This window comes from Amycolatopsis sp. NPDC059021 (assembly GCF_042739895.1).
GTDB lineage: Bacteria > Actinomycetota > Actinomycetes > Mycobacteriales > Pseudonocardiaceae > Amycolatopsis.
This window is the reverse complement of the sequence record NZ_JBHYIQ010000013.1, coordinates 79,087-100,630: the sequence shown is the minus strand read 5'-3', so window position 1 is coordinate 100,630 and position 21,544 is coordinate 79,087. Positions and strand designations below refer to the sequence as shown.

Sequence of the window (21,544 nt, the reverse complement as noted above, 5' to 3'; positions counted from 1 at the left end):
CGACCGGCTATCCCGAAACAGCGAATTGCCGTGGGAACCACAATTCCCACGGCAATTTCGCTCTCCGGGTCAGGTGTTCGCCGCGGAATCCCCGGCGTCGCCGGAATGGTCGTCGCGCAGCAGCGCCAGTACCCGGTGCACCGCCGGGTCCCGCTGCCCGGCGCGGGTGGCGGCGACGATCGTGAGGGTCAGGTCGTCCACGTCGTCTTTTCCTTGCGGCCGCAGGGTTTCCAGCGTCCGGAACACTACCCCGGGCAATGCCCCGGCCTGGACCTGTTCGGGCACCAGGCACACGCAGGCCGCCGCCGCGACGTGGCTGATCAGGCCGGGGAGGCTGTCCGCGCGGGCGCCGTCGCGCGGGACGAAACCGGCGGCGCGGCAGGCGGCGGTGACCTGCTCGGCCAGGCCGGCGAGCGCGGTCAGGGAGGGCAGCGCGAAGCTTTCGCCGGCCAGGTCGGCGAGACGCAGGGCCGTGCGTCCGGCGAGCGGATGGTTCGCGGGCAGCGCGACGGCGAGGCGTTCGGCTGCCACCGTGCGCAGGTCGAGCCCGTCGGGGTCGGCGAGCGGTCCGCGCACGAAGGCGAGGTCGAGACGGCCCGAGCGGACCATCGAGGCCAGTTCGGCCGACGTGTTCTGGTGCAGGTGCGGCCGCAGTCCCGGAAGGCGGTGCCGCGTCAGCCGGAGCACACGCGGCAGAAAGGTGTAGGTGATACCGCTGATGAAGCCCAGGTGCAGTTCACCCTCGGTGCCGTGCGCGATGCGCCGCGCACGCCCGACGGCGGCCTGCTGCGCCTCGAGCAAGTGGCGCGCGTCGCTTGCGAAGGCAGCTCCGGCCGTGGTCAGCCGTACGGCGCGGGTGCTGCGCTCCAGCAGCCGCACCCCCAGAGCGCGTTCGAGGCGCTGGATCGCCTGGCTCAGCGGCGGCTGGCTCATCGAGAGGCGCTCGGCGGCTCGCCCGAAGTGCTCTTCCTCGGCCAGGACGACGAACTGCTCCAGCAGGCGCGTGGTCAGGTCCATAGCCTCAAGCATATGAATCACGGGGCAAGAAGTATTGGCGGTAGATCAATGACCTCGCTTTGACTGGTGTTCACCAGCACGGTCCCGATCGTCGATGCCGACGAGGCCGGGCTGCCGGAGGACACAGGAGGTGCGAGGCGATGTCGCCTTACCAGGTGGACGAAGGCGCGGCCGCAGCGCCCACCGGCCCGCTGACCGGACTGCGGGTCATCGAGCTGGCCACCGTGATCATGGGCCCGTACGCGGGCGCGCAACTGGCCGACCTGGGCGCGGACGTCGTCAAGATCGAGGCGCCGGGCGGGGATCCGACCCGGCACTTCGAACCGCGCCGCCACGCCGGGATGGCGGGCGCCGCGCTCAACTTCAACCGCAACAAGCGCAGCGTGTCCCTCGACCTGAAGACCGCCACCGGGCGGGAGGCGCTCCTCGCCCTGCTGGCCACCGCCGACGCCTTCATCACCAACATCCGGCCCGGCGCCCTGCACCGGCTCGGCCTGGGCTACGAGAGCCTGGCGGACGAACTTCCCCACCTCGTCTACGTCAACGCGCAAGGTTTCCGGAGCGATTCCCCGCTCGGCGACAACGCCGCCTACGACGACATCCTGCAGGCCGCCTCCGGGCTGGTCTGGCTGAACGAGCAGGTCACCGGCGAGGCCTACTACGTGCCGACGGTCCTGGCGGACAAGGTGTGCGGCCTGGTCATCGTCCAATCCGTACTGGCCGCGCTGCGGCACCGCGACCGCACCGGCGAGGGCCAGCACGTCGAGGTGCCGATGGCCGACACGATGATCGCGTTCAACCTGGTCGAACACCTCGCGGGCGCCTCACTCGACCCCACCGAGGAACCCGGCTACGGCTACCCGCGTGTCCTGAGCAAGGAGCGCCGGGCCTGCCGCACCGCCGACGGCTGGATGTGCATCCTGCCGTACAACGACCGCAACTGGCACGACTTCTTCGCGTACGCGGGCCATCCCGAACTGGTCGCGGACCCGCGCTTCGCGAGCATGCCGGCTCGCGTCGCGCACGCCGACGACCTGTACGGCTACGTCAGGGAGCTGACCCCGCAGTTCACTTCCGCGCAGTGGCAGGAGTTCTGCGACCGCGTGAGTATCCCGGCGCATCCCGTGTACAGCCTCCAGGAGGCCGCCGAGAGCGAGTACGCCCGCCAGGGCGGCCTCGTCCGAACGGTCCGGCATCCCACCGAGGGTGCCTGCCGCCTCGTCGCCCCACCGGTGCGCTACTCCCGCACGCCAGCCAGGATTTACCGGCATTTCCCGCCTGTCGGTGCGGACACCGACGAGGTGCTGGCCGAAGTGGGCTTCGACCCCGCCCGGCTCGCCCGGCCACCGGCACCCGGCCCGGCGCGGTGCGACTGAGCCCCGGGCCCACCCCAGCGACAGCGTCGTCGTCCCGAGGAGGATCCATGGCACCGCCCGAACACCTCGTCCCGCCCTGCCCGCGCACCGGACGGGCCTGGTCCGTCACCGTGCTCGCCCTGTTCTTCCTGCTGATCAACTACGCGGACAAGACGGTGGTCGGCCTCGCCGCGGAGCCGATCATGAAGGACCTCGGCCTCGGCGAACGGCAGTACGCCCTCGTCCAGTCCAGCTTCTACTTCCTGTTCAGCGTCTCCGGGATCGTCGTCGGTTTCGCCGCGGCGAAACGTCGTTCGACCCGGGTCATGGTCGTACTCGCGCTCGTCTGGGGCGTGACGGCGCTGCCCATGGCGGCGGGGCTCGGCCTCGGCGCCCTGATCGCCTCGCGGATCGCGCTTGGCGCGGCCGAAGGGCCGGCGGTGCCCGCCGCGACGCATACCGTCTACGGCTGGTTCCGGGCCCGCGACCGCGCCCTGCCCAACGCCTTGGTCCACATTGGACCCACCCTCGGTGTCGTGGCGAGCGCGCCACTGCTCAGCTGGATCATCGCGGACTTCGGCTACCGGACCGCGTTCGGCGTCCTGTTCGCCCTCTCGGTGGTGTGGTCCGCGGTGTGGCTGCTGGTCGCGCGCGAAGGTCCCTACGCCAGGACCGCCGCAGCCGAGCGTGCCGCGCCGCCGCGCGAGGGCGGTGCTCCGGTGCCGTACCGCGTGCTTTTCCTGTCGGGCACGGTGATCGGCGCCGTTCTCACCGGTTTCGTCGCCTTCTGGGCGACCACCACCGCGCTGGGTTTCCTACCGCGCTACCTGTCCTCCGGTCTCGGTATCGGGCGTCAGCAGGCGGGTACCCTCACCGCGCTGCCACCGCTGCTCGCCACCGTCGTGATCCTCGCGATGGGCGCCGTGGCCACGCGGCTGCGCCGCAGGGGAATGGACGGCCGCCGCGCGTACTGCCTGCCGGGTATGGCGCTGCTCGCCGTCGCCGGCATCACGATGATCCTCTTCCCGCACACCGGAAAAGGTGCGGCACTCGCCCTGATCACCGTGGCCTTCGGCCTGCCGAGCGCGTTCTACCCGATGATCTGGCTGCTCATCGGCGAGCTGGTGCCGCCGGAGCGCCGCCTGGCCGTCACCGCGGCCACCACCGCCATCGCCACCTCCGCCGGTGTGTTCGCGCCGCTGGTGATGGGTGGCTTCCTCACCGCGGACCGCGGGTACGCGGCCGGGTTCGGTGTCTGCGGCGGGCTGTTGCTGGCGGGTGCGGTCCTGGGCGCGGTCCTGATCAATCCGGCGCGAGACCTGCGGCGGCTGCCCGCTCCCGCCCCGGCTGTCGAAAGCACGAGTCCCGCATGACCCACGAAACCACCGCACCGCTGGTGCGCCGCATCGACGACAACGGCGTCGCCACTCTCACCCTCGATTCGCCCCACAACCGCAACGCCCTCTCGACCCGGCTCGTCGACGACCTCGCCGCGCATCTGAACCGCGCTGCCGAGGACTCCGGCATCCGGGCTGTACTGCTCACCCACACCGGCGAAGTGTTCTGCTCGGGCATCGACCTCACCGAAGCCCGCACGGGCACCGGCGTTACCGCCGAGCGGCTGACCGGTCTACTGCGCAGTGTCGTCGAAGCGCCGAAACCTGTCGTCGCCCGCGTGACCGGGCACGCACGGGCAGGCGGACTCGGACTGCTGGGCGCCTGCGACATCGTCGCGGCGGGCCCGGCCGCGAGCTTCGCTTTCACCGAAGTGCGCATCGGCCTCGCGCCCGCCGTCCTGTCGACGACCGTGCTGCCCCGCCTGGCCCCGCGCGCCGCCTCCCGCTACTACCTCACCGGCGAGCCGTTCGACAGCGCCGAGGCTGCCCGCGTCGGCCTGGTCACGATCGCCGCCGACGACGTCGACGAGGCACTCGAGCCGGTACTCGCCGGGCTGCGCTCCGCCGCACCCGGTGCGCTCGCCGCCGCCAAGCACCTCACCACAACGGACACGCGGCGGTTCTTCGCTGCCTACGCAAGCGAGCTGACCGCTCTCGCCGCGCGACTCGCCGGTGGCGCCGAAGCAGCGGAAGGCATCGCGTCCTTCCTCGAACGCCGCAGCCCGGCCTGGGATGCGGCCTCGTCCGAAACCTCTTGCGCCCCAACACCATTGAAGGAGCCGTGATGACCTCCCCACCCACCGCGTTGCCGTCGGTGCCCGGCCTCGACGTCCGCGTCGAGGACCACGTCGGCTGGATCGTCCTGGACCGTCCTCGGCACAAGAACGCCTTCACCGGCGAAATGCTGCGTGCCTGGGCCGAGGCGTACCGCGCCTTCCAGGCCGACGACCACGTGCGCGCCGTCGTCCTCACCGGCACCGGCGACGCCTTCTGCGCGGGCGCCGATCTCGGCGACCTCGGCCAGGCTCGCTCGCCACTGGACAGCCGCCGCCTGATGACCGAGCACGTGCACCCGGTGGCCAGAGCCGCCGAAGACCTCGCCAAGCCGCTGATCGCCGCCGTCAACGGGGCCGCGGTCGGCGCGGGCATGGACATGGCCCTGATGTGCGATTACCGGATCGCCTCCGACCGCGCGCGGTTTTCGGAGGGCTACGTGCGGGTCGGCCTGGTACCCGGCGACGGCGGTTGTCACTACCTGCCGCGCATCGTGGGGCGGTCGCGCGCACTGCGTCTACTGTGGACAGGAGAGTTCGTCGACGCGGACCAGGCACTGGCATGGGGGCTGGCCGACGAAATCTGCGTGCACGACCGGCTGCGAGAAAGGGCCGGCGAGTTCGCCGCGACACTCGCGTCCCAGCCACCGGTCGCGGTCGAGCTGATCAAGCGCGCGGTCCAGGCGGGCGAACACGCCGACCTGCGCACCTCGCTGGACCTGATCGCCTCCCACCAGGCCGTCGTCCTGGCGACCGGCGATTCCGCCGAAGCGCTCTCGGCCTTCCGCGACAAGCGTCCACCGCACTACACCGGAGCGTGAGACAGATGACCACGACCGAGGACCTGCGCAAAAAAGTCCGCGACTTCCTCGCCTCTCATCCGTTCACGCCGCGATGCGATTCCTGGGCAGGCGCGTACGACCCGGGCTTCAGCCGTGAACTCGCCCACGCCGGGCTGCTCGCTGTTTCCTGGCCCGAGCACCTGGGCGGCGGTGGCGGCACCGCCGTCGACCGCCTCGTGGTGACCGAGGAACTTCTGCGCGCGGGAGCGCCGCTCGCCGCGCACTGGGTGGGCGAACGGCAGATCGGCCCGACTCTGCTCCGGCACGGCACACCGGAGCTGCAAGAGGAGTTCTGCCCGCCGCTGGCCCGCGCCGACCGCACCTTCGCGCTGGGCATGAGCGAACCGGACGCGGGATCGGACCTGGCCTCGTTGCGCACCTCCGCCGTCCGCGACGGCGACGGCTGGCGCATCACCGGGCGCAAGATCTGGACCAGCGGCGCGCACCTGGCCACCCACCTGTATGTCCTGGCCCGGACCTCCCGCGAACCCGACCACCACGACGGGCTGACGGAGTTCATCGTCGCCATGGACGCACCGGGAATCACCGTCACGCCCATCCTGGATCTGCGCGGTGAGCACCACTTCAACGAGGTCGCGCTGGAAGACGTGTACGTTCCGGGCCGCTGGGTGATCGGCCGGGTCGGCGAGGGCTGGCGGCAGGTCGTCGGCCAGCTCGCCTTCGAACGGGGCGGCCCCGAACGATTCCTGTCGACCTATCCACTCCTGTCCGCGGTGCTCACCGCGGGCCTCGTGGACGACACCGCCCGGCGCGAACTGCGGGCGCTGGCCGCACGTTTGCAGATCCTGCGTGCCTGGGTACTGGAGACCGCGCGCACGCTCGACGCCGGCGGCGCTCCGGTCGTGCAGGCCGCCATGAGCAAATACCTCGGCAACCGGTTCGAGCTGAGCGTCATCGAGTGGGCGCGGCCGCTCATGCCGCGGGCAATCCCTGCCGTCCGCGCACTCTACGACCAGGCCCTCGCGGCTTCGCCCGCCTCGGGAATCCGCGGTGGGGCGGCCCAAGTCATGCTGTCGATGATCGCCAAGGACAACCGATGACCACTCGAATCGAACACACCCTGGAAAAGGATCTGGACGACGCGGTCACCGAGGTGATCGCGGGCTGGGACCGGCCCGGCGACCCGCGCGAGCACTGGCGGATCGCGGCCCGGCTCGGCTGGACCACCATCCTGGACGACTTCCGCGTCGACGGCGCAGTGGACCGCGACCAGCGGGAACTCGCCGACGCCGCCTGTGGCGCGGTCACCGCTCTCGCCCGCGGCGGATTCGCGCTCCCACTCCGCCAGACCCTGGTCGCCCGCGCGGCGGCCATAACCCCGGTGTCCGAAGTGGACACTGTCGCCGTTCATCCGACCGCGCAAGGACTCTGGGAACCGATCGCCGACGTCCTCGTCTCCGCCGACGGCAGCGTCACTCACGGCGTACCAGGCGGCGAGGCCGGGCGCGATCTCGCGGACCGGCCCTACCGTCTCGCGCCACCACCGCCGCAGGAAATCCCGCGGCGGCTGACCGCGCTGGCGGACGTCCTCTGGTGCCAGGAGATGATCGGCGCGGCACAAGGCGCCGTCGCCGAGGCCAGGCGCTACGTCACCCAGCGCGTCCAGTTCGGCAGGCCGCTTGCCGCCATCCCCGCGGTCCGGAACCTGCTGGGGCAGCTGAAAATCGACCTCCGGGAACTGGAAACCAGCACGTACGAGGCCCGGCACCGCCTCTTCGGCGACGACTCGGACGCGCTGACCTTCGCACTGGTCACCGCGCGCGAGGTCGCGGCCGCCGTGTCACCCCGGATAGCCCAGACCAGCCACCAGCTCCACGGCGCGATGGGCATCACCCGCGAGGCCGGACTGCACTGGCGGACCAAACTGCTGTGGGCAGGCTGCGACGAGGGCGCCGCGCGGCGCGACCACGGAATCGAAGCCGTACCAGTCGACGAACCGTCCCTCTGGTCGCTCACCACACCGGGCACTCTCCGGAGCGGTGCCCGTCCGTAGTCCACCAGCGACACGGCTGGTACGAGCCGGGCTCACGCGATGGCGCCGGGCTGCAGGACCAGCGCGGGCTTGCCCTCGACCAGTATCAGGCCGACCTCGACCGAGGGGGATCCCCGCGCTGATCGCCGTCACGTCGCAGGGGTGTGCAGGCGCATGCACGGTTTGTAGCCCTCATTCCGGGGAGGCGCCCCCGTACCCGGCGGCGGGCCCCGTGAAGACCGGACGATCCCGTTCGGGTGGATCAAGAGCGCACCGCTCGCCGTGGTGTGCACGGCCCGGAAGCATGGGAAGCCGGGATCGCCAAGGGGCGGCGGGAGTCATGGAGGAGCATTGAGGACAACGAAGTACGCGGCCGCGGCGGCGGGGCTGGCGTTGATCGCGAGCACCGTCGCCACGGCGACACCGGCCATCGCCGGGCAGAGCGGCCGGGTCGTGCTCACGAACACCGACAACGGCCGATCCGTGCGCGCGAATATCGGGGACACCATCGCGGTCCGGCTCACCAGCTACCGAGACCAGGGGCTCACCTACTCTTGGGGTATCCCGCAAACCAGTGAGCCACAGGCTCTCGACCGGACCACGGGCACGACCACACCGGCCGGTGGCGCCTCGGCGACCTTCCACGCCGCTGGGGAAGGCACCGTCACCATCTCCGCGGTACGGACCTGCCGTCCCGACGCCGGCCGCGTCTGCCCGCACGTCGTCACGCCGTGGAAGGCCACCGCGACCATCAAGTGATCCGGCGGTACGAGCCTTACTTGTCCAACGCGGCCTAGGTACCGACCTCGTCGAGATGCGGCAGGTAGTGATCGAGCCGTTCCCGTTTCGCCCGCAGATAGCGGATGTTCTCGTCGTTCGGCGGCACCAGCAGCGGAACCCGCGCCACGACGCCGATCCCGTCGCACTGGAGCGCGTCCAGCTTGTGGGGATTGTTCGAGAGCAGCCGGACCGAGAGGACACCCAGGTCACGGAGGATCTCGGCCGCCGCCCGGAAGTCCCGCGCGTCGACCGGCAGCCCCAGCGCGAGGTTCGCGTCCACGGTGTCGAGCCCCGCCTCCTGCAGCCGCATGGCCTTCAGCTTGGCCAGCAGGCCGATCCCGCGCCCCTCGTGGCCACGCAGGTAGACGAGCACGCCCGCGCCTTCCGCGACGATGGCCTGCAACGCGGCGGCGAGCTGATCCCCGCATTCGCAGTGCGCCGAGGAGAAGACGTCCCCGGTGAGGCATTCCGAATGAATCCTGACCAGCGTCCCGTAGCCGCTGACATCGCCGTGGACGAGTGCGACGTGTTCGTCGCCGCTGCGCCGGTCCAGGTACCCGACGGCGCGGAAATCCCCATACGCCGTGGGAAGCCGGGTGTCCACGATCCGGTCGACGACCGGCTGGGGGAGGTGTGCCTCCGTGAGATCCTCGGTCATCGCCTTCGTCCCATCCTCGCCGTTCCTGTCCTTCGCCCGCTGCTCCCAGAAATCCGCCCACGCACGGATGAGGAGCACTCCCGCGCCCGGCAAGCTCGCGACGAGCACCAGCACGCCATAGACCACCGCGACCGTGAGCCCTTGCGCCGCACCGAGGCCGGCGGCGCCGAAGGCCAGCGCGGCGACGCCTTCGCGCGGTCCCCAGCCCCCGATGTTCACCGGCAATCCCATCGCCAGCAGCACCAGCACCAGCAGGGGCAGCAGCTCGTCGATCGGCGCGGTCGAGCCCGCGGCCCGCGCCGCGACCAGGAACATCGCGAGGTACCCGGCCAGTGTCAGCGCGGACAGCACCGCCACACCGGGCCAGGACGTCCGGGAGAGCAGCCCGGCGCGGATGTCGGTGAGCGTGACGCCGAGCCCGCGACGCCACTTCGACGTACTGGCCGCCCATCGCCGTCCCACCGTGAAACCGGCGGCGAGCAGGCACCCCGCGGCGAATACCACCACGACGCCGCAAATCGTGACGACGTCGCGGAATTCGGCGGGCACCACCGACGGGCGGAAGAACAGGACGGCGAGCCCGGCGCCGATCATGACGACCTGGCCCGCGGTGCGTTCGAGCAGCACCGCGCGCACCCCGCGCCCGACGTCCCCCGCCCCGCGTCCGTGCTGAACGGCGCGGTGGACGTCGCCGAGTACCCCGGCGGGCAGGACGGCGTTGAGGAACAACGCGCGGTAGTAGTCGGGAACGGCCGTACGCAACGAAAGCCGCAGGCCGAGACGCCGCGCGACGAGGCACCAGCGCCAGGCGCTGAACACGGTGGTCACCGCGCCGATCGCGAGCGCGGCGAACACCACGCGACCGTCGATCACGTGCAACGCGGCCAGGAACGCCGCCGAACCCAGCTGCCACACCAGGATCCCGATGATGGCCAGCGCCGCCAGCGCCCGCAGCCACGGCAGGAACGCGCGCATCGTCCTCACACTCCCGCTGGCAGGGCGAGCAGATCACCGTGGTGGATCACGGCCCGCAGCGCGCCGTCCGCGCACTCGGCCAGCCGTCTATCCAAATAGGACTCAGCGGCGGCGGTGAGGCCGGGCTGGTGCGCGCAGGCCGCCGCGACCCAGCCGCGGAGCCATTCCGCCAGCAGCGGCGCCTCCGCCGCGCCGAGCCGCCACGGGCTGGCGTGCCGGTGCACCACCGCGCCCCGGCGTTCGAACTCCCCGGCCGCGAAGTCAACAGCGTCGGGGCCGAGCAGGTCGCGGCCCTCGGCGGTGCGGCGCTGGTGAGCATTGAACGCGGCCTCGATCTCGCCGTCGAGCGGGTCGGGCGGGGTCAGCTCGACCCGCCCCTCGACCGACAGCGCCAGCAGTGTCGGGTGCTCGGCGCAGGCGTCGGCCAGCGCGGTGACCTCGTCGGCGGTGAGCAGATCCAGCAGCGCGGACGCCGTCACCAGCGACGTGTCGGCGAGGTCGTCCGCGTGCAGCTGGGTGATGTCGCGCCGTTCGGTCTCGACTGTGACGGGCTCGCCGCCCATTCCGGTGGCGGGCAGGTTCTCGCTCGCGTGCGTGAGCAGGACGGGATCGCGGTCGTGCAGGATCCAGCGTTGCGGGCAGGGAAGCCGTCTGGCGAGCCAGCGCCCCATCGCGCCGGTGCCGCAGCCGAGGTCGCGGATCACCAGCGGCGCGCGACTCGGCAGGCGCGTCCGCAGCAGATCGACGAGTTCGCCGGCGCGCGCGGCGGCGTCGGCGCTTTCCCGCAGCCGCAACCATTCCACCGAAAACCCGCTCCCGCTACCGGTCGCTTCGAGCCGCTCCAGTACCTCCGCGAGCTGCCGCGTCGTCGAGCCCCAGCCCTGCAGCGAACGCTGCCGCAGCCGCGCCGACTCCCGCAGCTGATCACGCAGGCCCGGCGAGGCGAACCAGCAGCGGAGCGTGTCCGCGAGAATGTCGGCGTTTCCCGGTGGGACAAGGATTCCGGGCATGGTCCCGTCCGGCGCCAGGCCGAGCGTGTCCGGGACACCGTCGGCCGTCGTCGCGAGCACCGGCAGCCCGCGCGCGAGTGCCTCGGTGATCACCATGCCGTACGTCTCGGCGTGCGAGGGCAGCACGACAAGGTCAGCGGCCGCGTACGCGGCGTCGAGATCCGCGCCGATCCGCGGCCCGGCGAGGGTGATCCGACCGGTCAGACCGCGCCTGTCGATGAGGGCACGAAGCCGTTCGACGTACCCGGGATCACGTCGCACCGGCCCGGCGATTTCGCACGTCCAAGGCAGATCTTCCAGCGCTGCCAACGCTTCGACGAGCACGTCCTGTCCCTTGCGCGGCGTCACGGAGCCGACGCAGAGCAATCGCGACATCCCGTCGGTGCCCGGCGCGGGCGGTGCGGGGTCGGTGCCCGGCGGGACGACGTGCACCCGGTCGCGGTCCAGCCCGTGACGTTCGATCAGCCGACGCGCGGCGGCCGCGCCGGTGGTGATGACCGCACTCGCCGCCAGGAGCGTTTCCCGTTCCGCCGCGTCGAGCCGTGCGGCCGTGTCGGGGGTGAGTCCTGTTTCCTCGGCCAGCGGCAGGTGCAGCAGCACCGCGATCCGCAGGCGCCGAGCCTCCGGTACGACGATCTCGGGAACTCCGCAGGCCAGGAGACCGTCCACGAGCACCACCGTGTCATCAGGCGCTTCGGCCAGCGCCTTGGTCAGTTCGGCGCACGCGTCGTCGTCCGGCCGGGGCCAAGCGCCCGCGATGGCGAGTTCGCGTACCTGCCACCCCGCGACCAGCAGCCCCTGGCAGACACGGCGGTCGTACTGGTTACCGCCGCTGGGCACCGAGACGTCGTCGACGTCGCCGGGCAGGACGACGAGCACCTCGCCGGTCACAACGCACGCTCGTAACTGGCCCAGGCGACATGGGATTCACGCAGCGTGACGATGATCCCGTCGATCCCGCGGGCGCCCTCCCCGAGCGAACCGGCGTGCACGCGCTCGGCGAGCCGGTCGGCGACGACCTTGGCCAGGAACTCGGTGGAGGTGTTCACGCCGGCGAACTCCGGCTCCTCGTCGAGGTTGCGGTAGTTGAGATCACCCAGCACAGCGCCGAGTTCCCGGGTGGCGAGGCCGATGTCGACGACGATGCCGTCCGCGTCGAGTTCCGCCCTGCGGAACGAGGCGTCGACCACGAACGTGGCCCCGTGCAGCCGCTGTGCCGGGCCGAAGACCTCGCCGCGGAAGCTGTGCGCGACCATCATGTGATCGCGGACGGTGACAGTGAACACCCGTTCCCTCCAGAAACGTCGGCCGTGCCTAGGTCCCCTCGTAGAGGACACGGTGGCAAAGCGCGGACGGTTCACTGTTCGTCAGACGCGTCATCACAGCGGGCAGCGTCGCGAAGGCGGATTCCCCGGTGACCAGCACGTCGAACGCCGGATCGGCGAGCAGTTCCAGCGCCAGCGCCATCCGGTCGGCGAAGTCGCGCCCCGGCCGCGCCACGGTGCCGACCTGGCTGCCGCGCACGGTCAGCCGCCGCGAGTGGAAGAACTCGCCGAGCGGCAGGCTGATCTTCCGGTCGCCGTACCAGCTCAGCTCGACGACGACGCCGTCCGGCGCGAGCAGTTCCAGCGACCGGGCGAGCCCGGCTTCGGACGCGCTGGCGTGCACGACGAGGTCACAGCCGCCCTTGGCCTGCGCGGGGCTGGTGAACTCGACGCCGAGCCCGGCCGCGACTTCCGCCCGCGCCGGTTCGATGTCCACGAGCTGCACGCGGACCCCGGGAATACCCGCCAGGAGTTTCGCGACGCAACAGCCGACCATCCCGGCGCCGACGACCGCGACCCGGTCACCGATCAGCGGTTTCGCGTCCCACAGCGCGTTCACCGCGGTCTCGACCGTGCCGGCGAGGATGGCGCGTCCCGGCGGCACGGTGTCCGGCACCGGCGTCACCGCGGCGGCCGGGACGACGTACCGGGTCTGGTGCGGGTAGAGGCAGAAGACGGTACGGCCGAGCAGCTCACGCGGCCCTTCCTCGACGACTCCGACGTTGAGGTAGCCGTACTTGACCGGCCAGGGAAACTCGCCTTCCTGGAACGGCGCGCGCATCAGGTGATACTGGCTTTCCGGTACGCCACAACGGAAAACCAGCGACTCGGTGCCGCGGCTGATTCCCGAGCAGACACTGCGCACGACGACGTCGCCGTCGCTGGGTTCGGGCAGCTCGACGGGGAGGATCTCCCCGTGGCCGGGGCCAGTGAGCCAGAAAGCGGTTGCGGCGCGCATGGACACCTCCGAGCTAGTCTCGATCGCACCCTACGCGGTGAAAGGAGCCGGCCATGGCGATCCGGATCCGCTGTGGCGCCGTCACGTTCGGGTGGGGACCGTTCGCGGGAGCGGCGCTCCAGCTCGTTCTGCTGGCGCTGGTGTGGAAAGTGGACGGTCTCGGTCTCGCGGGCTGGCTCAGCGGATCGGCTTACGCGATCGCGCTGTGCGCCCTCCTGCTCGTCGCTCTGCGAGGGACGCGACTCGGGCCCGCGGACGTCGTCACGCTCACACGGGCGACGCTCGTCGGCTGCGTCACCGCACTGGTCGCCGACACCGTGACACGACCGGCCCCGATCCCGACGCTCGTCGCACTCGCCTCGATCGCACTGGCACTGGACGCCGCCGACGGACAGGTCGCCCGCCGCACCGGCACCGTCTCCCCGCTCGGCGCGCGCTTCGACATGGAGGTGGACGCGTTCCTCATCCTGGTGCTGAGCGTGTTCGTCGCGCGATCGCTCGGACCATGGGTGCTGGCGATCGGAGCGATGCGCTACGCCTTCGTGGTCGCGTCGTGGTTCCTGTCGTGGCTGAAGGCACCCTTGCCGCCGAGCATGGGCCGCAAGACCGTCGCCGCGTTCCAGGGCGTCGTGCTCGTCGTCGCGGCGTCGGGCGCGCTGCCGCAAACGTTTGCGATCACGGTGACAGCGCTGGCGCTCGCGTCGCTGTGCTGGTCGTTCGGCCGTGACGCCGCCTGGCTGGCACGGCACCGCGCGGCCTGAGACACGCGTCAGGCCCTGCCCTGTCACATCAACTCGGCAGGCAGTGATCAGTCCGATGTGGACGGCCACGTCGTGACGCCAGACCTGCTTCTCGTAGCGGGTGGACGTCCATCGGCAAGTCCTTCTCGCGACGGTGGGTGGCCTGGTCGTTTCGGCCCCCGGCCCCGCGGTCCGGGCCGGAGGGCCTGGCTCAGCCAGTGCGGAGAAAAGTCCCGGAAAGCGACGTGGCGATGTCGGCGAGTTGGGCGACAAGGGTGTCCGCGTCGGCGTCGAGGAGGCCGGACCGCCAGGCGAGCATGATCTCCACGAAGCCGCCAATGCCCAGCAGGACGTTGACCCTGAAGGCCGCTTCGTCGACGTCGTCACGCAGATACGGCCGGGACAGCTGGATGAGGATGTCCGTGGCCTGCTGAACGGTCTGCCTGCGCCGCTGTTCCAGGATCGCGCTGCCGGAGTGGTCACCGAAGAGAAGCTGGGCGCGCGCGGGTTCTTCCTGGATGTGATGCACGACGACGTCGAGTGCGGCACGGAGCTGCTCGAGCGCCGGCAGGTCGGAGTGTTCGGCCACCACTCGCAGGAGCATGCCGAGCGTCTCGTCGCGGATCTGGTCCCACACGGTGGCCAGCAGTTCGTCGCGATTGGCGAAGCTCTCGTAGAAGTAGCGATCGGTGAGACCTGCCTGGGCGCAGACGCCGCGCATGGTGACCGCGGCCCAGCCCTGGTCCTGCCAGATGTCCGTGGCGGCGCCGACCAGGGCACGTCGCCGCTCTTCGCGACGCTGGTCAGCCGACTTGCCGCCGTAGCGGCGCGAGGTGGCAGGCGGTGTGGTCACCTGCCCATCTTGACATCGACCGCCCTCAGATCTCATTCTGATGGCATGCGACCGCAGAATGGCCTGCGTCACGTCCGCCGCGCCCGGAGCGGTGTGGCGGCGGCCCTCACCTCCGTCACGGTGCGGCCTCTCACCGCCGTGATCCCGAACAACCGTTCCGGCGTGCTGTTCACCCGCTGGCTCGTGGCAGGCGGCCTGCGCATCGCCGGTCCCGCGCTGCCGGGAAGCCGCATCCGGCCACTGGCCCGTACCTCCGCCGGTGGTTTCGGCGTGCGCGGCGAGTGGGTTCGGGGCCCCGGGGTCCGGCGGGACGACGCGGTGATCTTCTACCTGCACGGCAGCGGGTTCGCGGTGTGTTCGGCCCGTACCCATCGCGGGCTGACCACACGGCTGTCTGAGGGGACTGGACTGCCGGCGTTCGCGTGCGACTACCGGCTCGCGCCCCGCCACCGGTTTCCGAGCGCAGCGGACGACGTGCGCGCCGCCTACGACTGGCTCGTGGACCAGGTGGGCGCCCCGGAACGGATACTGCTGGCCGGTGACTCCGCGGGTGGGCACCTGGCGGTGGACCTGACGCTGCAACTGCTCCGGGAGGGCCGGGCCGCCCCGGCCGCACTGGCACTGTTCTCCCCCTTGTTCGACGTGACCCTTTCCCTGGCAGCCGACCGGGAACGGATGCGCCGGGATCCGATGGTCTCGGCGGCCCGCGCCGCGCGGCTCGTCGGCCTCTACACAAAGGACGCCGATCCGCGGTCTCCGCGGCTACGGCTGTCCGCCGACGCCGTCTCGGCCTTCCCGCCCACCCTCATCCAGGCGGGTGGCCGGGAAATGCTCGCCGCGGACGCCATCGAGCTGGCCCGCACCCTCCGGCGTTCGGGAGCCGACTGCGAACTCGACATCGTGCCTGGGCAGATGCACGTGTTCCAAGCACTGTCCCGGGTGGTCCCGGAGGCCGGACCCGCGCTGAAGCGTGCCTGCCATTTCCTCGGCACCCACACCCCGGCCGACCTGCCCCTGCGCCTGGCGGCGTCCCAGGAGGCATCGTGACGGGACGTCGACGCACCTACGGCACACACGCCGTCGTAACCGGGGCAGGCAGCGGGATCGGCCGGGCGTTCGCCCTCGATCTGGCCCGCCGGGCGGGCCGGGTGGTGTGCGCCGACATCGACAGCACCACCGCTGGGAAGACCGCTGCCGAAATCAAGGAGCAGGGCGGCGAAGCGATCGCCGTCGAGTGCGACGTGTCCAGTGCCGACGCCGTCGATCACCTCGCGGGCGCGGCCCGTTCGTGGTTCGGCCGCGAGCCCGACCTGGTGGTCAACAACGCCGGCATCGGCGCGGGCGGCCGGGTCGTCGGCGACGGCCCGCTGTCGGACTGGCACCGCACGATCAGCATCAATCTCTGGGGCGTGATCCACGGCTGTCACACGTTCCTGCCCGCGATGCGCGAAGCGGGAGCAGGCGGCGTCATCAACGTCGCCTCGGCCGCCGGGTTCACCGCCGCCCCGAAAATGGCCGCCTACAACGTCAGCAAGGCCGGAGTCGTGAGCCTGTCGGAGACGCTGGCCGCCGAGTTGTCCGGCACCGGCGTCGGCGTGACGGTGCTGTGCCCCACGTTCGTTCGCACCAACATCTTCGGCGGCGAACTCATCGACGCCACGGCCGCCCGGCTGGCCCGGCGGATCTCCGGCGTCGTCGGATTCTCCCCGGAACGGGTCGCCCGCATGACACTGAACGCCCACGATCGCGGCCGGCTCTACGTGGTGCCCCAGCCCGACGCCCGGATTCTGTGGCACGCCAAGCGATTCCTGCCCGGCCCGTACGCCAGGACCGCCGGACTCGCCGGCCGGTTCCTGCCCGGCGCCGAGCCGGAGAACTGAGGAGGAGTGATGTCCTACGACTTCGCGGCGATGCTGCAGACGATCAAGGACAAGCAGTGGTCGCTGGCCGACATCGACTGGGACGCGCCCGGCGCCGAGACCATGACCGGCGAACTGCGTGCCAAGATGCGGCCGTTCATGGCCGACCTGGTCTGGATCGAACACGTCGGCGCGCGGGGTTTCGCTTCGCTGGCCAAGAAGGCGCCGACGCCGGAGATCCAGGAGATCTACCGCTACTTCCACGCCGAGGAACAGAAACACGCCAACGCCGAGCTGGCGCTGATGAAGCGCTGGGGCATGCTCGACGAGCGCGACGCGATGCCGGAGCCGAACATCAACGTCAAGCTGGCGATCAAGGTGCTCGACGACTTCGGCGACACCCTCCCGCTCAGCGGGCTGGCCACGCTCATCCCGCTGCTGGAGTGTGCGCTGGACGGCGCGCTGGTGAAGTTCCTGCTGGAGGAGGTGACCGACCCGGTCTGCCATGAGGTGTTCCGGCACATCAACTCCGACGAGTCCCGCCACATCACCGTCGACTTCCAGGTGCTGGACCTGATCGGTTCGGGGCCGGCGCACAAGCTGTTCGTGGAGACCATCGGCAATCTCAAACCCCAGGTGGTCCTCGGGCTGATCGTCGTGTTCGTCCCGCTCATCAACAGGATGCGCGACAACATCGTGGCCATGGGCCTGCCGGAGACGAAGCTCTACAACGCGGTCAAGCGCTTCGCCACGATCGGCGGGCGCAGCGCGCACACCGGGCGGATCCCCGCCTACCACGTACTCAAAGCACAAGCGGCCATGATCGTCGACCGCTCGCACGTCTACCACCGGCTGCTGGCCGATCCGATGGTGAAGATCACGAAACGCGTCCCCGCCCGCTGGCTCGGCAAACCCCAGTCGTGGACCGAGGAGATCACCCACGAACCGGTGGCTTCATGAGGATCGACGACTTCCGCGGCGAAGTGATCCGCGGTACCGGCTGGTTCGGCCGCGACTTCACCGGGCAGCGGGTCGCCGTGCTCGCGCCGGGACGCGAAGCGGCCCAGATCGTCCCGGAGGTGGCCGCCACCGCGCAGACGGTGAAAGTGTTCCAGGAGGAACCGGACTGGATCGTGCCCCTCCACGTCCCCGGTGGCAGGGCCGTCGGCGTCGCGGTCGCCAGGGCGTACCTGCGGTGGCAGGTCAAGGATCCGTGGGTCCGCCGGCTACTCACCCCCGACCGGCGCTTCGGCTCCCGGCGCCTGGCCGCCAGCCTCGGGTACTTCGCCACCCTGCGGAGGCCGAACTGCAAGCTGATCACCTGGCCCGTCTACGCCGTCGCCGAACAAGGCGTCCGCACCGCCGAAGGCATCGAGCACCGCGTCGACTGCATCGTGCTCGGTAACCGCTCCGCCCTGACCGGACCCCCGGCAGCCCCTACCGCGACCGCCGAAGGACGACCCGCATGAACGCGCTCGCCGCCGCCCGCCCTGACCACGAGGTCGCCGTCATCGGCGGCGGGTTCTCCGGGATCGGGGCCGCGATCGGCCTGGACAAAGCCGGGTTCGACGACTTCGTCGTGCTCGAGGAGGGCGACGGCGTCGGCGGGGCCTGGCACTGGAACACCTACCCCGGCGTCGCGGTCGACATCCCCTCGTTCAGCTACCAGTTCTCCTTCGAACAGATCGCCGACTGGTCCCGCGTCTACGCGCCCGGCCGTGAACTCAAGACCTACGCCGAACACTGTGTCGACAAGTACGACATCCGCCGCCGGATCCGCCTGAACACCAAGGTCGTGGCGGCGACCTTCGACGACACGACGCACCTGTGGCGGCTGGACACCGCCGACGGCGATGCCATCACCGCCCGGTTCGTCGTGGGAGCCACCGGAGTCCTCACCCAGCCCAAGGAACCCGCCATCGACGGGCTCGCGGACTTCCGGGGCACGGTCATGCACACCGCGCGCTGGGATCACGACGTCGACCTGCGCGGACGCCGCATCGCGATCATCGGCACCGGCGCCTCCGCCGTGCAGGTCATCCCCTCGATCGCACCCGGTGCCGAGCACCTGACCGTGTTCCAGCGCACCCCGATCTGGTGCCTGCCCAAACTCGACGCCACCCTCCCCCGCACGGTCCGGCTCATGCTGCGCCGGCTGCCAGGAGCGCGACGTCTCTCGCGGCTGGCCAGCCAGTCATTCGTCGAAGCGACTTTCCCGCTCGCCGCGCATTTCCACGGTCTGCTCCCGATGGCCGCCGCCGGAGAACGGATCGGCCGTGCCTACCTCCGGCACGCGGTCGACGACCCCGGGCTACGCGCCAAGCTCACCCCGGACTACGCCCTCGGCTGCAAACGACCGAGTTTCTCCAACGACTACCTGCCGACGTTCAACCGCACCAACGTCACTCTCGAAACCAGTGGAATCGCCACGATCACGGAAACCGGCATCCGCACTACGGACGGCGTCGAGCACGCCGCCGATGTGCTGATCCTGGCGACCGGCTTCAAGGTCTTCGAGAAGGGCAACATGCCCGCCTTCACCGTTCGCGGTGCCCGGGGAGCCGACCTGGAAAAGTTCTGGCACGAGAACCGTTTCCAGGCCTATCAGGGAGTCAGCGTCCCCGGCTTCCCGAACCTGTTCACCATCCTCGGCCCCTACGGCTACAACGGATCGTCGTACTTCAACCTCATCGAAACCCAGACGAGGCACATCGTGCGCTGCCTGGCCAACGCCCGCGAAACCGGAACCACCCGGATCGAGGTCACTCCCGAGGCCAACGACCGCTACTTCCGGACCATGCTCGGCAGGCGCCGCCATCAGGTCTTCTACAAGGACTCCTGCGCACTGGCCAACAGCTACTACTTCGACGAGCACGGGGACGTACCGTTCCGGGCCTCCCCCACTCTGGAAACCATGCTGACAAGCCGATGGTTCGACCTCGACGACTATTCCTTCGCACCATCCGGGACAGCACACTGACGAAGCTCGGGCAGCCTTCGCCGTGATCGGGACGAAGCCGTTCTAGGTCGCGCGGCGGGCGCGGGCGCGGCGCTTGCCCTCGTGCATTGCCTGGACCCGGGCGATCGGGATGGTGTGCCCCTCCTCGACGAGGTCCGCGGGCAACTCCTGCGGCTCGGGCATCTCCTCGGCCCACGGGTCGCGATCGCCGAGCCGCTCGACGGCGGTGTGCAGCGTGAAATCGGCCGGGGTGACGTCGTCGATTTCGGACCACGCGAGCGGGAACGAGACCGGGGCGCCGGGACGGATGCGCGGGCTGTACGCGGCGACGACGGTCGCACCGCCCGCACGGGTCGAATCGAGGAAGACCTTGCCACCGCGGTCCTCGCGGATGAACGCCGTCGTGGCGAGCGCCGGATCGATCCGCTCGGCACGGGCGGCGACGGCGCGGGTGGCCGCCGCGACGTCGTCGATCGCGAGCCCCGGCACGATCGGCACGAACACGTGCACGCCCTTGGCGCCGCTGGTCTTGACCGCGCCGGCGAGCCCGTCATTGGCCAGCGCTTCGCGGATGAGCTTGGCGGCGTCGATAGCCGTGCGGAAGGTGTCGCCGGGCGGCGGGTCGAGGTCGAGGATGAGGTGCGTCGGGCCCTGGGAGTAGTCGGCGAGCAGCAGCGTCGGGTGGTACTCGACCGCGCGCTGGTTGCCGAACCACAGCAACGTCCGCACGTCGTCGCACAACGCGTACGACACCTGGCGATGGGAGGACTCGGCCCAGATCGAGACCCGCTTGACCCAGTCCGGCGTGTACTTGGGCAGGTTCTTCTGCATGAACGGTTCCTGCCCCGGCCGGATACGGACGACCGACAGCGGCCTGCCCCGCACCTGCCGGACGAGCCGGTCGCCGACGGCCTCGAGGTAGTCGACCAGATCACGCTTGGTCGCCTCGGCACCGTCGAACAGTGGCTGGTCGAGGTTGGTCAGCGTCACGCCCTGCCGGGCCTCTTCGCCGCTCATACGATCGACCCTTGCCCACCGGTGGGGCCACAGTCAACTCGGTGGATGCTCGTGCTCAGGCGAGCGCCGCCGCCAGCGCGAGGTAGCCGCCGCCCCCGACGACGAGCCCGAGCACCAGACCCACGACGACCTGGGGCGTGGTGTGATCCTTCAACGCGACGCGGGACCAGCTCACCCAGCCGGCGAGCGGGAACAGCAGCGCAAGCCACGGGCCGTAAACCGCCATGAGGATCACCACGGCTCCGGCCGCGACGGCAGCGTGGATGGACACCTTGAACTTCAGCCCGAACGTGATCGCGAGCGCCACGACCAGGCTGGCCAGCTCGGCCGCGGCCAGCGCGACCATCTCGTGCGGCGCGCCCCCCGGCGAGCAGGATCACGAACCCGGCGCCGAGCGAGCCGATGCACACCGCGAACGGCACGAGCCGCCCCGCCCGGTCGGTGACATGGTGGCTGTCCCAGCTGCCCCGCTTCGCGCCGCGGACGATCACCGCCATCGGGATCAGCGAGCCGGTGACACCGACGACCAGTCCCCATAGCAACGCCCGGCCGAGGCTGTGCCCGGTGACCTGCCACGCTACGGCCAGCGGCAGCCCGAGCACCCACACCCACGGCGCAAGCACCTCGGTCGCGACACGGGCCATGACCCTCGGCTTGCCGCCGGCGTCCGGCCGCGCGGGCGGCTCGACGGCTTGCGCGGCAGCCCGTCCGGCCGGCTGCCCGGCGGATGACTCAGCGGACGAAGAACTCACCCGCCAACGTTAGCGACCCGCCCGCTCGCTCCCCACGCCCGGCCAGTCCCGCCCCTCTCCTGCCCCCGCGGTGAGCTGGATCCCCGCGGTTTCGACCACGCCGTTCACGACACCGGCACAACGCCGCCGGACACCATGCCTCTCATGCCGCGAACGCTCCGTTCGAGACGTTGATCGTCGCGAACGGAGCGTTCGCGGAAAGCGACGCCCCCGCGCGTATCACCACCAACACCGCGAGTCCCAAGAACACCCAAAACCCCACAAACCAAAACATCGCAAGG

Annotated in this window: 20 protein-coding genes and 2 pseudogenes; 13 read left to right on the top strand and 9 right to left on the bottom strand. The window is 70.7% G+C overall.

What is annotated here, in order from left to right:
• Positions 1–69: 69 nt before the first annotated feature.
• A complete protein-coding gene (locus ACFWX1_RS10560) occupies positions 70–1,017 on the bottom strand; it encodes a LysR substrate-binding domain-containing protein (RefSeq protein WP_378385960.1) in 948 nt (315 codons plus the stop codon).
• Positions 1,018–1,157: 140 nt separating this feature from the next.
• On the opposite strand from ACFWX1_RS10560, the gene ACFWX1_RS10555 reads away from it, so the two are divergent.
• From ACFWX1_RS10555 to ACFWX1_RS10525, 7 genes are all read left to right on the top strand, one after another.
• Positions 1,158–2,393, top strand: a complete 1,236-nt coding sequence (locus tag ACFWX1_RS10555) for a CaiB/BaiF CoA transferase family protein (RefSeq protein WP_378385958.1) — start codon at positions 1,158–1,160, stop codon at positions 2,391–2,393.
• A 47-nt stretch (positions 2,394–2,440) separates the two neighbouring features.
• Positions 2,441–3,745: an MFS transporter gene (locus ACFWX1_RS10550; protein ID WP_378385956.1), complete on the top strand. Its 1,305-nt coding sequence runs from the start codon at positions 2,441–2,443 to the stop codon at positions 3,743–3,745.
• Positions 3,742–4,554 carry an enoyl-CoA hydratase family protein gene (locus ACFWX1_RS10545; RefSeq protein ID WP_378385954.1) on the top strand — a complete coding sequence of 271 codons (813 nt, stop codon included), beginning with the start codon at positions 3,742–3,744 and terminating at the stop codon, positions 4,552–4,554. The genes ACFWX1_RS10550 and ACFWX1_RS10545 overlap by 4 nt, the downstream gene beginning before the upstream one ends.
• Entirely contained in the window at positions 4,554–5,363 is an 810-nt protein-coding gene (locus tag ACFWX1_RS10540) for an enoyl-CoA hydratase/isomerase family protein (RefSeq protein ID WP_378385952.1), read from the top strand. The genes ACFWX1_RS10545 and ACFWX1_RS10540 overlap by 1 nt, the downstream gene beginning before the upstream one ends.
• A 5-nt stretch (positions 5,364–5,368) precedes the next feature.
• Complete coding sequence (locus ACFWX1_RS10535; protein WP_378385950.1) at positions 5,369–6,445, top strand: acyl-CoA dehydrogenase family protein; 1,077 nt, start codon at positions 5,369–5,371, stop codon at positions 6,443–6,445.
• A complete protein-coding gene (locus tag ACFWX1_RS10530; protein WP_378385948.1) occupies positions 6,442–7,398 on the top strand; it encodes an acyl-CoA dehydrogenase family protein in 957 nt (318 codons plus the stop codon). The genes ACFWX1_RS10535 and ACFWX1_RS10530 overlap by 4 nt, the downstream gene beginning before the upstream one ends.
• A gap of 330 nt (positions 7,399–7,728) precedes the next feature.
• On the top strand, positions 7,729–8,136 hold the full coding sequence (locus tag ACFWX1_RS10525; protein WP_378385946.1) for a hypothetical protein: 408 nt from the start codon (positions 7,729–7,731) through the stop codon (positions 8,134–8,136).
• A gap of 34 nt (positions 8,137–8,170) precedes the next feature.
• Here ACFWX1_RS10525 and ribA read toward each other — a convergent pair whose 3' ends face one another.
• The 5 genes and pseudogenes from ribA to ACFWX1_RS10500 all read right to left on the bottom strand — a co-directional run bounded on the left by ribA (position 8,171) and on the right by ACFWX1_RS10500 (position 13,083).
• Positions 8,171–9,790, bottom strand: coding sequence for a GTP cyclohydrolase II (gene ribA, locus ACFWX1_RS10520; RefSeq protein ID WP_378385944.1), 1,620 nt, complete (start codon positions 9,788–9,790; stop codon positions 8,171–8,173).
• A gap of 5 nt (positions 9,791–9,795) precedes the next feature.
• On the bottom strand, positions 9,796–10,635 hold the full coding sequence (locus ACFWX1_RS10515; RefSeq protein WP_378386034.1) for a class I SAM-dependent methyltransferase: 840 nt from the start codon (positions 10,633–10,635) through the stop codon (positions 9,796–9,798).
• A pseudogene (locus ACFWX1_RS10510) lies at positions 10,624–11,679 on the bottom strand (glycosyltransferase family 4 protein); the annotation flags it as partial. The pseudogene ACFWX1_RS10510 and the gene ACFWX1_RS10515, both read right to left, overlap by 12 nt.
• A gap of 8 nt (positions 11,680–11,687) precedes the next feature.
• Positions 11,688–12,086: a 6-pyruvoyl tetrahydropterin synthase family protein gene (locus ACFWX1_RS10505; RefSeq protein ID WP_378385942.1), complete on the bottom strand. Its 399-nt coding sequence runs from the start codon at positions 12,084–12,086 to the stop codon at positions 11,688–11,690.
• Between the two features lie 28 nt (positions 12,087–12,114).
• Positions 12,115–13,083 carry a zinc-binding alcohol dehydrogenase gene (locus ACFWX1_RS10500; RefSeq protein WP_378385940.1) on the bottom strand — a complete coding sequence of 323 codons (969 nt, stop codon included), beginning with the start codon at positions 13,081–13,083 and terminating at the stop codon, positions 12,115–12,117.
• Positions 13,084–13,136: 53 nt separating this feature from the next.
• On the opposite strand from ACFWX1_RS10500, the gene ACFWX1_RS10495 reads away from it, so the two are divergent.
• Positions 13,137–13,844, top strand: coding sequence for a CDP-alcohol phosphatidyltransferase family protein (locus ACFWX1_RS10495; RefSeq protein WP_378385938.1), 708 nt, complete (start codon positions 13,137–13,139; stop codon positions 13,842–13,844).
• 190 nt (positions 13,845–14,034) lie between these two features.
• Here ACFWX1_RS10495 and ACFWX1_RS10490 read toward each other — a convergent pair whose 3' ends face one another.
• Positions 14,035–14,676: a TetR/AcrR family transcriptional regulator gene (locus ACFWX1_RS10490; RefSeq protein ID WP_378385936.1), complete on the bottom strand. Its 642-nt coding sequence runs from the start codon at positions 14,674–14,676 to the stop codon at positions 14,035–14,037.
• A gap of 45 nt (positions 14,677–14,721) precedes the next feature.
• On the opposite strand from ACFWX1_RS10490, the gene ACFWX1_RS10485 reads away from it, so the two are divergent.
• The 5 genes from ACFWX1_RS10485 to ACFWX1_RS10465 are packed head-to-tail and all read left to right on the top strand — an operon-like array spanning position 14,722 to position 19,515.
• On the top strand, positions 14,722–15,723 hold the full coding sequence (locus ACFWX1_RS10485) for an alpha/beta hydrolase (RefSeq protein ID WP_378385934.1): 1,002 nt from the start codon (positions 14,722–14,724) through the stop codon (positions 15,721–15,723).
• Positions 15,720–16,556, top strand: a complete 837-nt coding sequence (locus ACFWX1_RS10480) for an SDR family NAD(P)-dependent oxidoreductase (RefSeq protein WP_378385932.1) — start codon at positions 15,720–15,722, stop codon at positions 16,554–16,556. The genes ACFWX1_RS10485 and ACFWX1_RS10480 overlap by 4 nt, the downstream gene beginning before the upstream one ends.
• Before the next feature lie 9 nt (positions 16,557–16,565).
• Complete coding sequence (locus ACFWX1_RS10475; RefSeq protein WP_378385930.1) at positions 16,566–17,495, top strand: ferritin-like domain-containing protein; 930 nt, start codon at positions 16,566–16,568, stop codon at positions 17,493–17,495.
• Positions 17,492–18,004, top strand: coding sequence for an FAD-dependent oxidoreductase (locus ACFWX1_RS10470; RefSeq protein WP_378385929.1), 513 nt, complete (start codon positions 17,492–17,494; stop codon positions 18,002–18,004). Before ACFWX1_RS10475 ends, ACFWX1_RS10470 begins: the two co-directional genes overlap by 4 nt.
• Complete coding sequence (locus ACFWX1_RS10465; RefSeq protein WP_378385927.1) at positions 18,001–19,515, top strand: flavin-containing monooxygenase; 1,515 nt, start codon at positions 18,001–18,003, stop codon at positions 19,513–19,515. Before ACFWX1_RS10470 ends, ACFWX1_RS10465 begins: the two co-directional genes overlap by 4 nt.
• Before the next feature lie 42 nt (positions 19,516–19,557).
• On the opposite strand, the gene ligD is transcribed toward ACFWX1_RS10465, so the two are convergent.
• Positions 19,558–20,511, bottom strand: a complete 954-nt coding sequence (gene ligD / locus ACFWX1_RS10460) for a non-homologous end-joining DNA ligase (RefSeq protein ID WP_378385925.1) — start codon at positions 20,509–20,511, stop codon at positions 19,558–19,560.
• Between the two features lie 55 nt (positions 20,512–20,566).
• Positions 20,567–21,155: pseudogene (locus ACFWX1_RS10455) on the bottom strand (phosphatase PAP2 family protein).
• Between the last annotated feature and the right edge of the window lie 389 nt (positions 21,156–21,544).

Coding starts and splice junctions, on each gene's coding strand:
- ACFWX1_RS10465 (WP_378385927.1), top strand. CDS start 18,001: ATGAACGCGCTCGCCGCCGCCCGCCCTGACCACGAGGTCGCCGTCATC.
- ACFWX1_RS10560 (WP_378385960.1), bottom strand. CDS start 1,017: ATGGACCTGACCACGCGCCTGCTGGAGCAGTTCGTCGTCCTGGCCGAG.
- ACFWX1_RS10550 (WP_378385956.1), top strand. CDS start 2,441: ATGGCACCGCCCGAACACCTCGTCCCGCCCTGCCCGCGCACCGGACGG.
- ACFWX1_RS10535 (WP_378385950.1), top strand. CDS start 5,369: ATGACCACGACCGAGGACCTGCGCAAAAAAGTCCGCGACTTCCTCGCC.
- ACFWX1_RS10470 (WP_378385929.1), top strand. CDS start 17,492: ATGAGGATCGACGACTTCCGCGGCGAAGTGATCCGCGGTACCGGCTGG.
- ACFWX1_RS10475 (WP_378385930.1), top strand. CDS start 16,566: ATGTCCTACGACTTCGCGGCGATGCTGCAGACGATCAAGGACAAGCAG.
- ACFWX1_RS10485 (WP_378385934.1), top strand. CDS start 14,722: ATGCGACCGCAGAATGGCCTGCGTCACGTCCGCCGCGCCCGGAGCGGT.
- ACFWX1_RS10500 (WP_378385940.1), bottom strand. CDS start 13,083: ATGCGCGCCGCAACCGCTTTCTGGCTCACTGGCCCCGGCCACGGGGAG.
- ACFWX1_RS10555 (WP_378385958.1), top strand. CDS start 1,158: ATGTCGCCTTACCAGGTGGACGAAGGCGCGGCCGCAGCGCCCACCGGC.
- ribA (WP_378385944.1), bottom strand. CDS start 9,790: ATGCGCGCGTTCCTGCCGTGGCTGCGGGCGCTGGCGGCGCTGGCCATC.
- ligD (WP_378385925.1), bottom strand. CDS start 20,511: ATGAGCGGCGAAGAGGCCCGGCAGGGCGTGACGCTGACCAACCTCGAC.
- ACFWX1_RS10545 (WP_378385954.1), top strand. CDS start 3,742: ATGACCCACGAAACCACCGCACCGCTGGTGCGCCGCATCGACGACAAC.
- ACFWX1_RS10530 (WP_378385948.1), top strand. CDS start 6,442: ATGACCACTCGAATCGAACACACCCTGGAAAAGGATCTGGACGACGCG.
- ACFWX1_RS10540 (WP_378385952.1), top strand. CDS start 4,554: ATGACCTCCCCACCCACCGCGTTGCCGTCGGTGCCCGGCCTCGACGTC.
- ACFWX1_RS10495 (WP_378385938.1), top strand. CDS start 13,137: ATGGCGATCCGGATCCGCTGTGGCGCCGTCACGTTCGGGTGGGGACCG.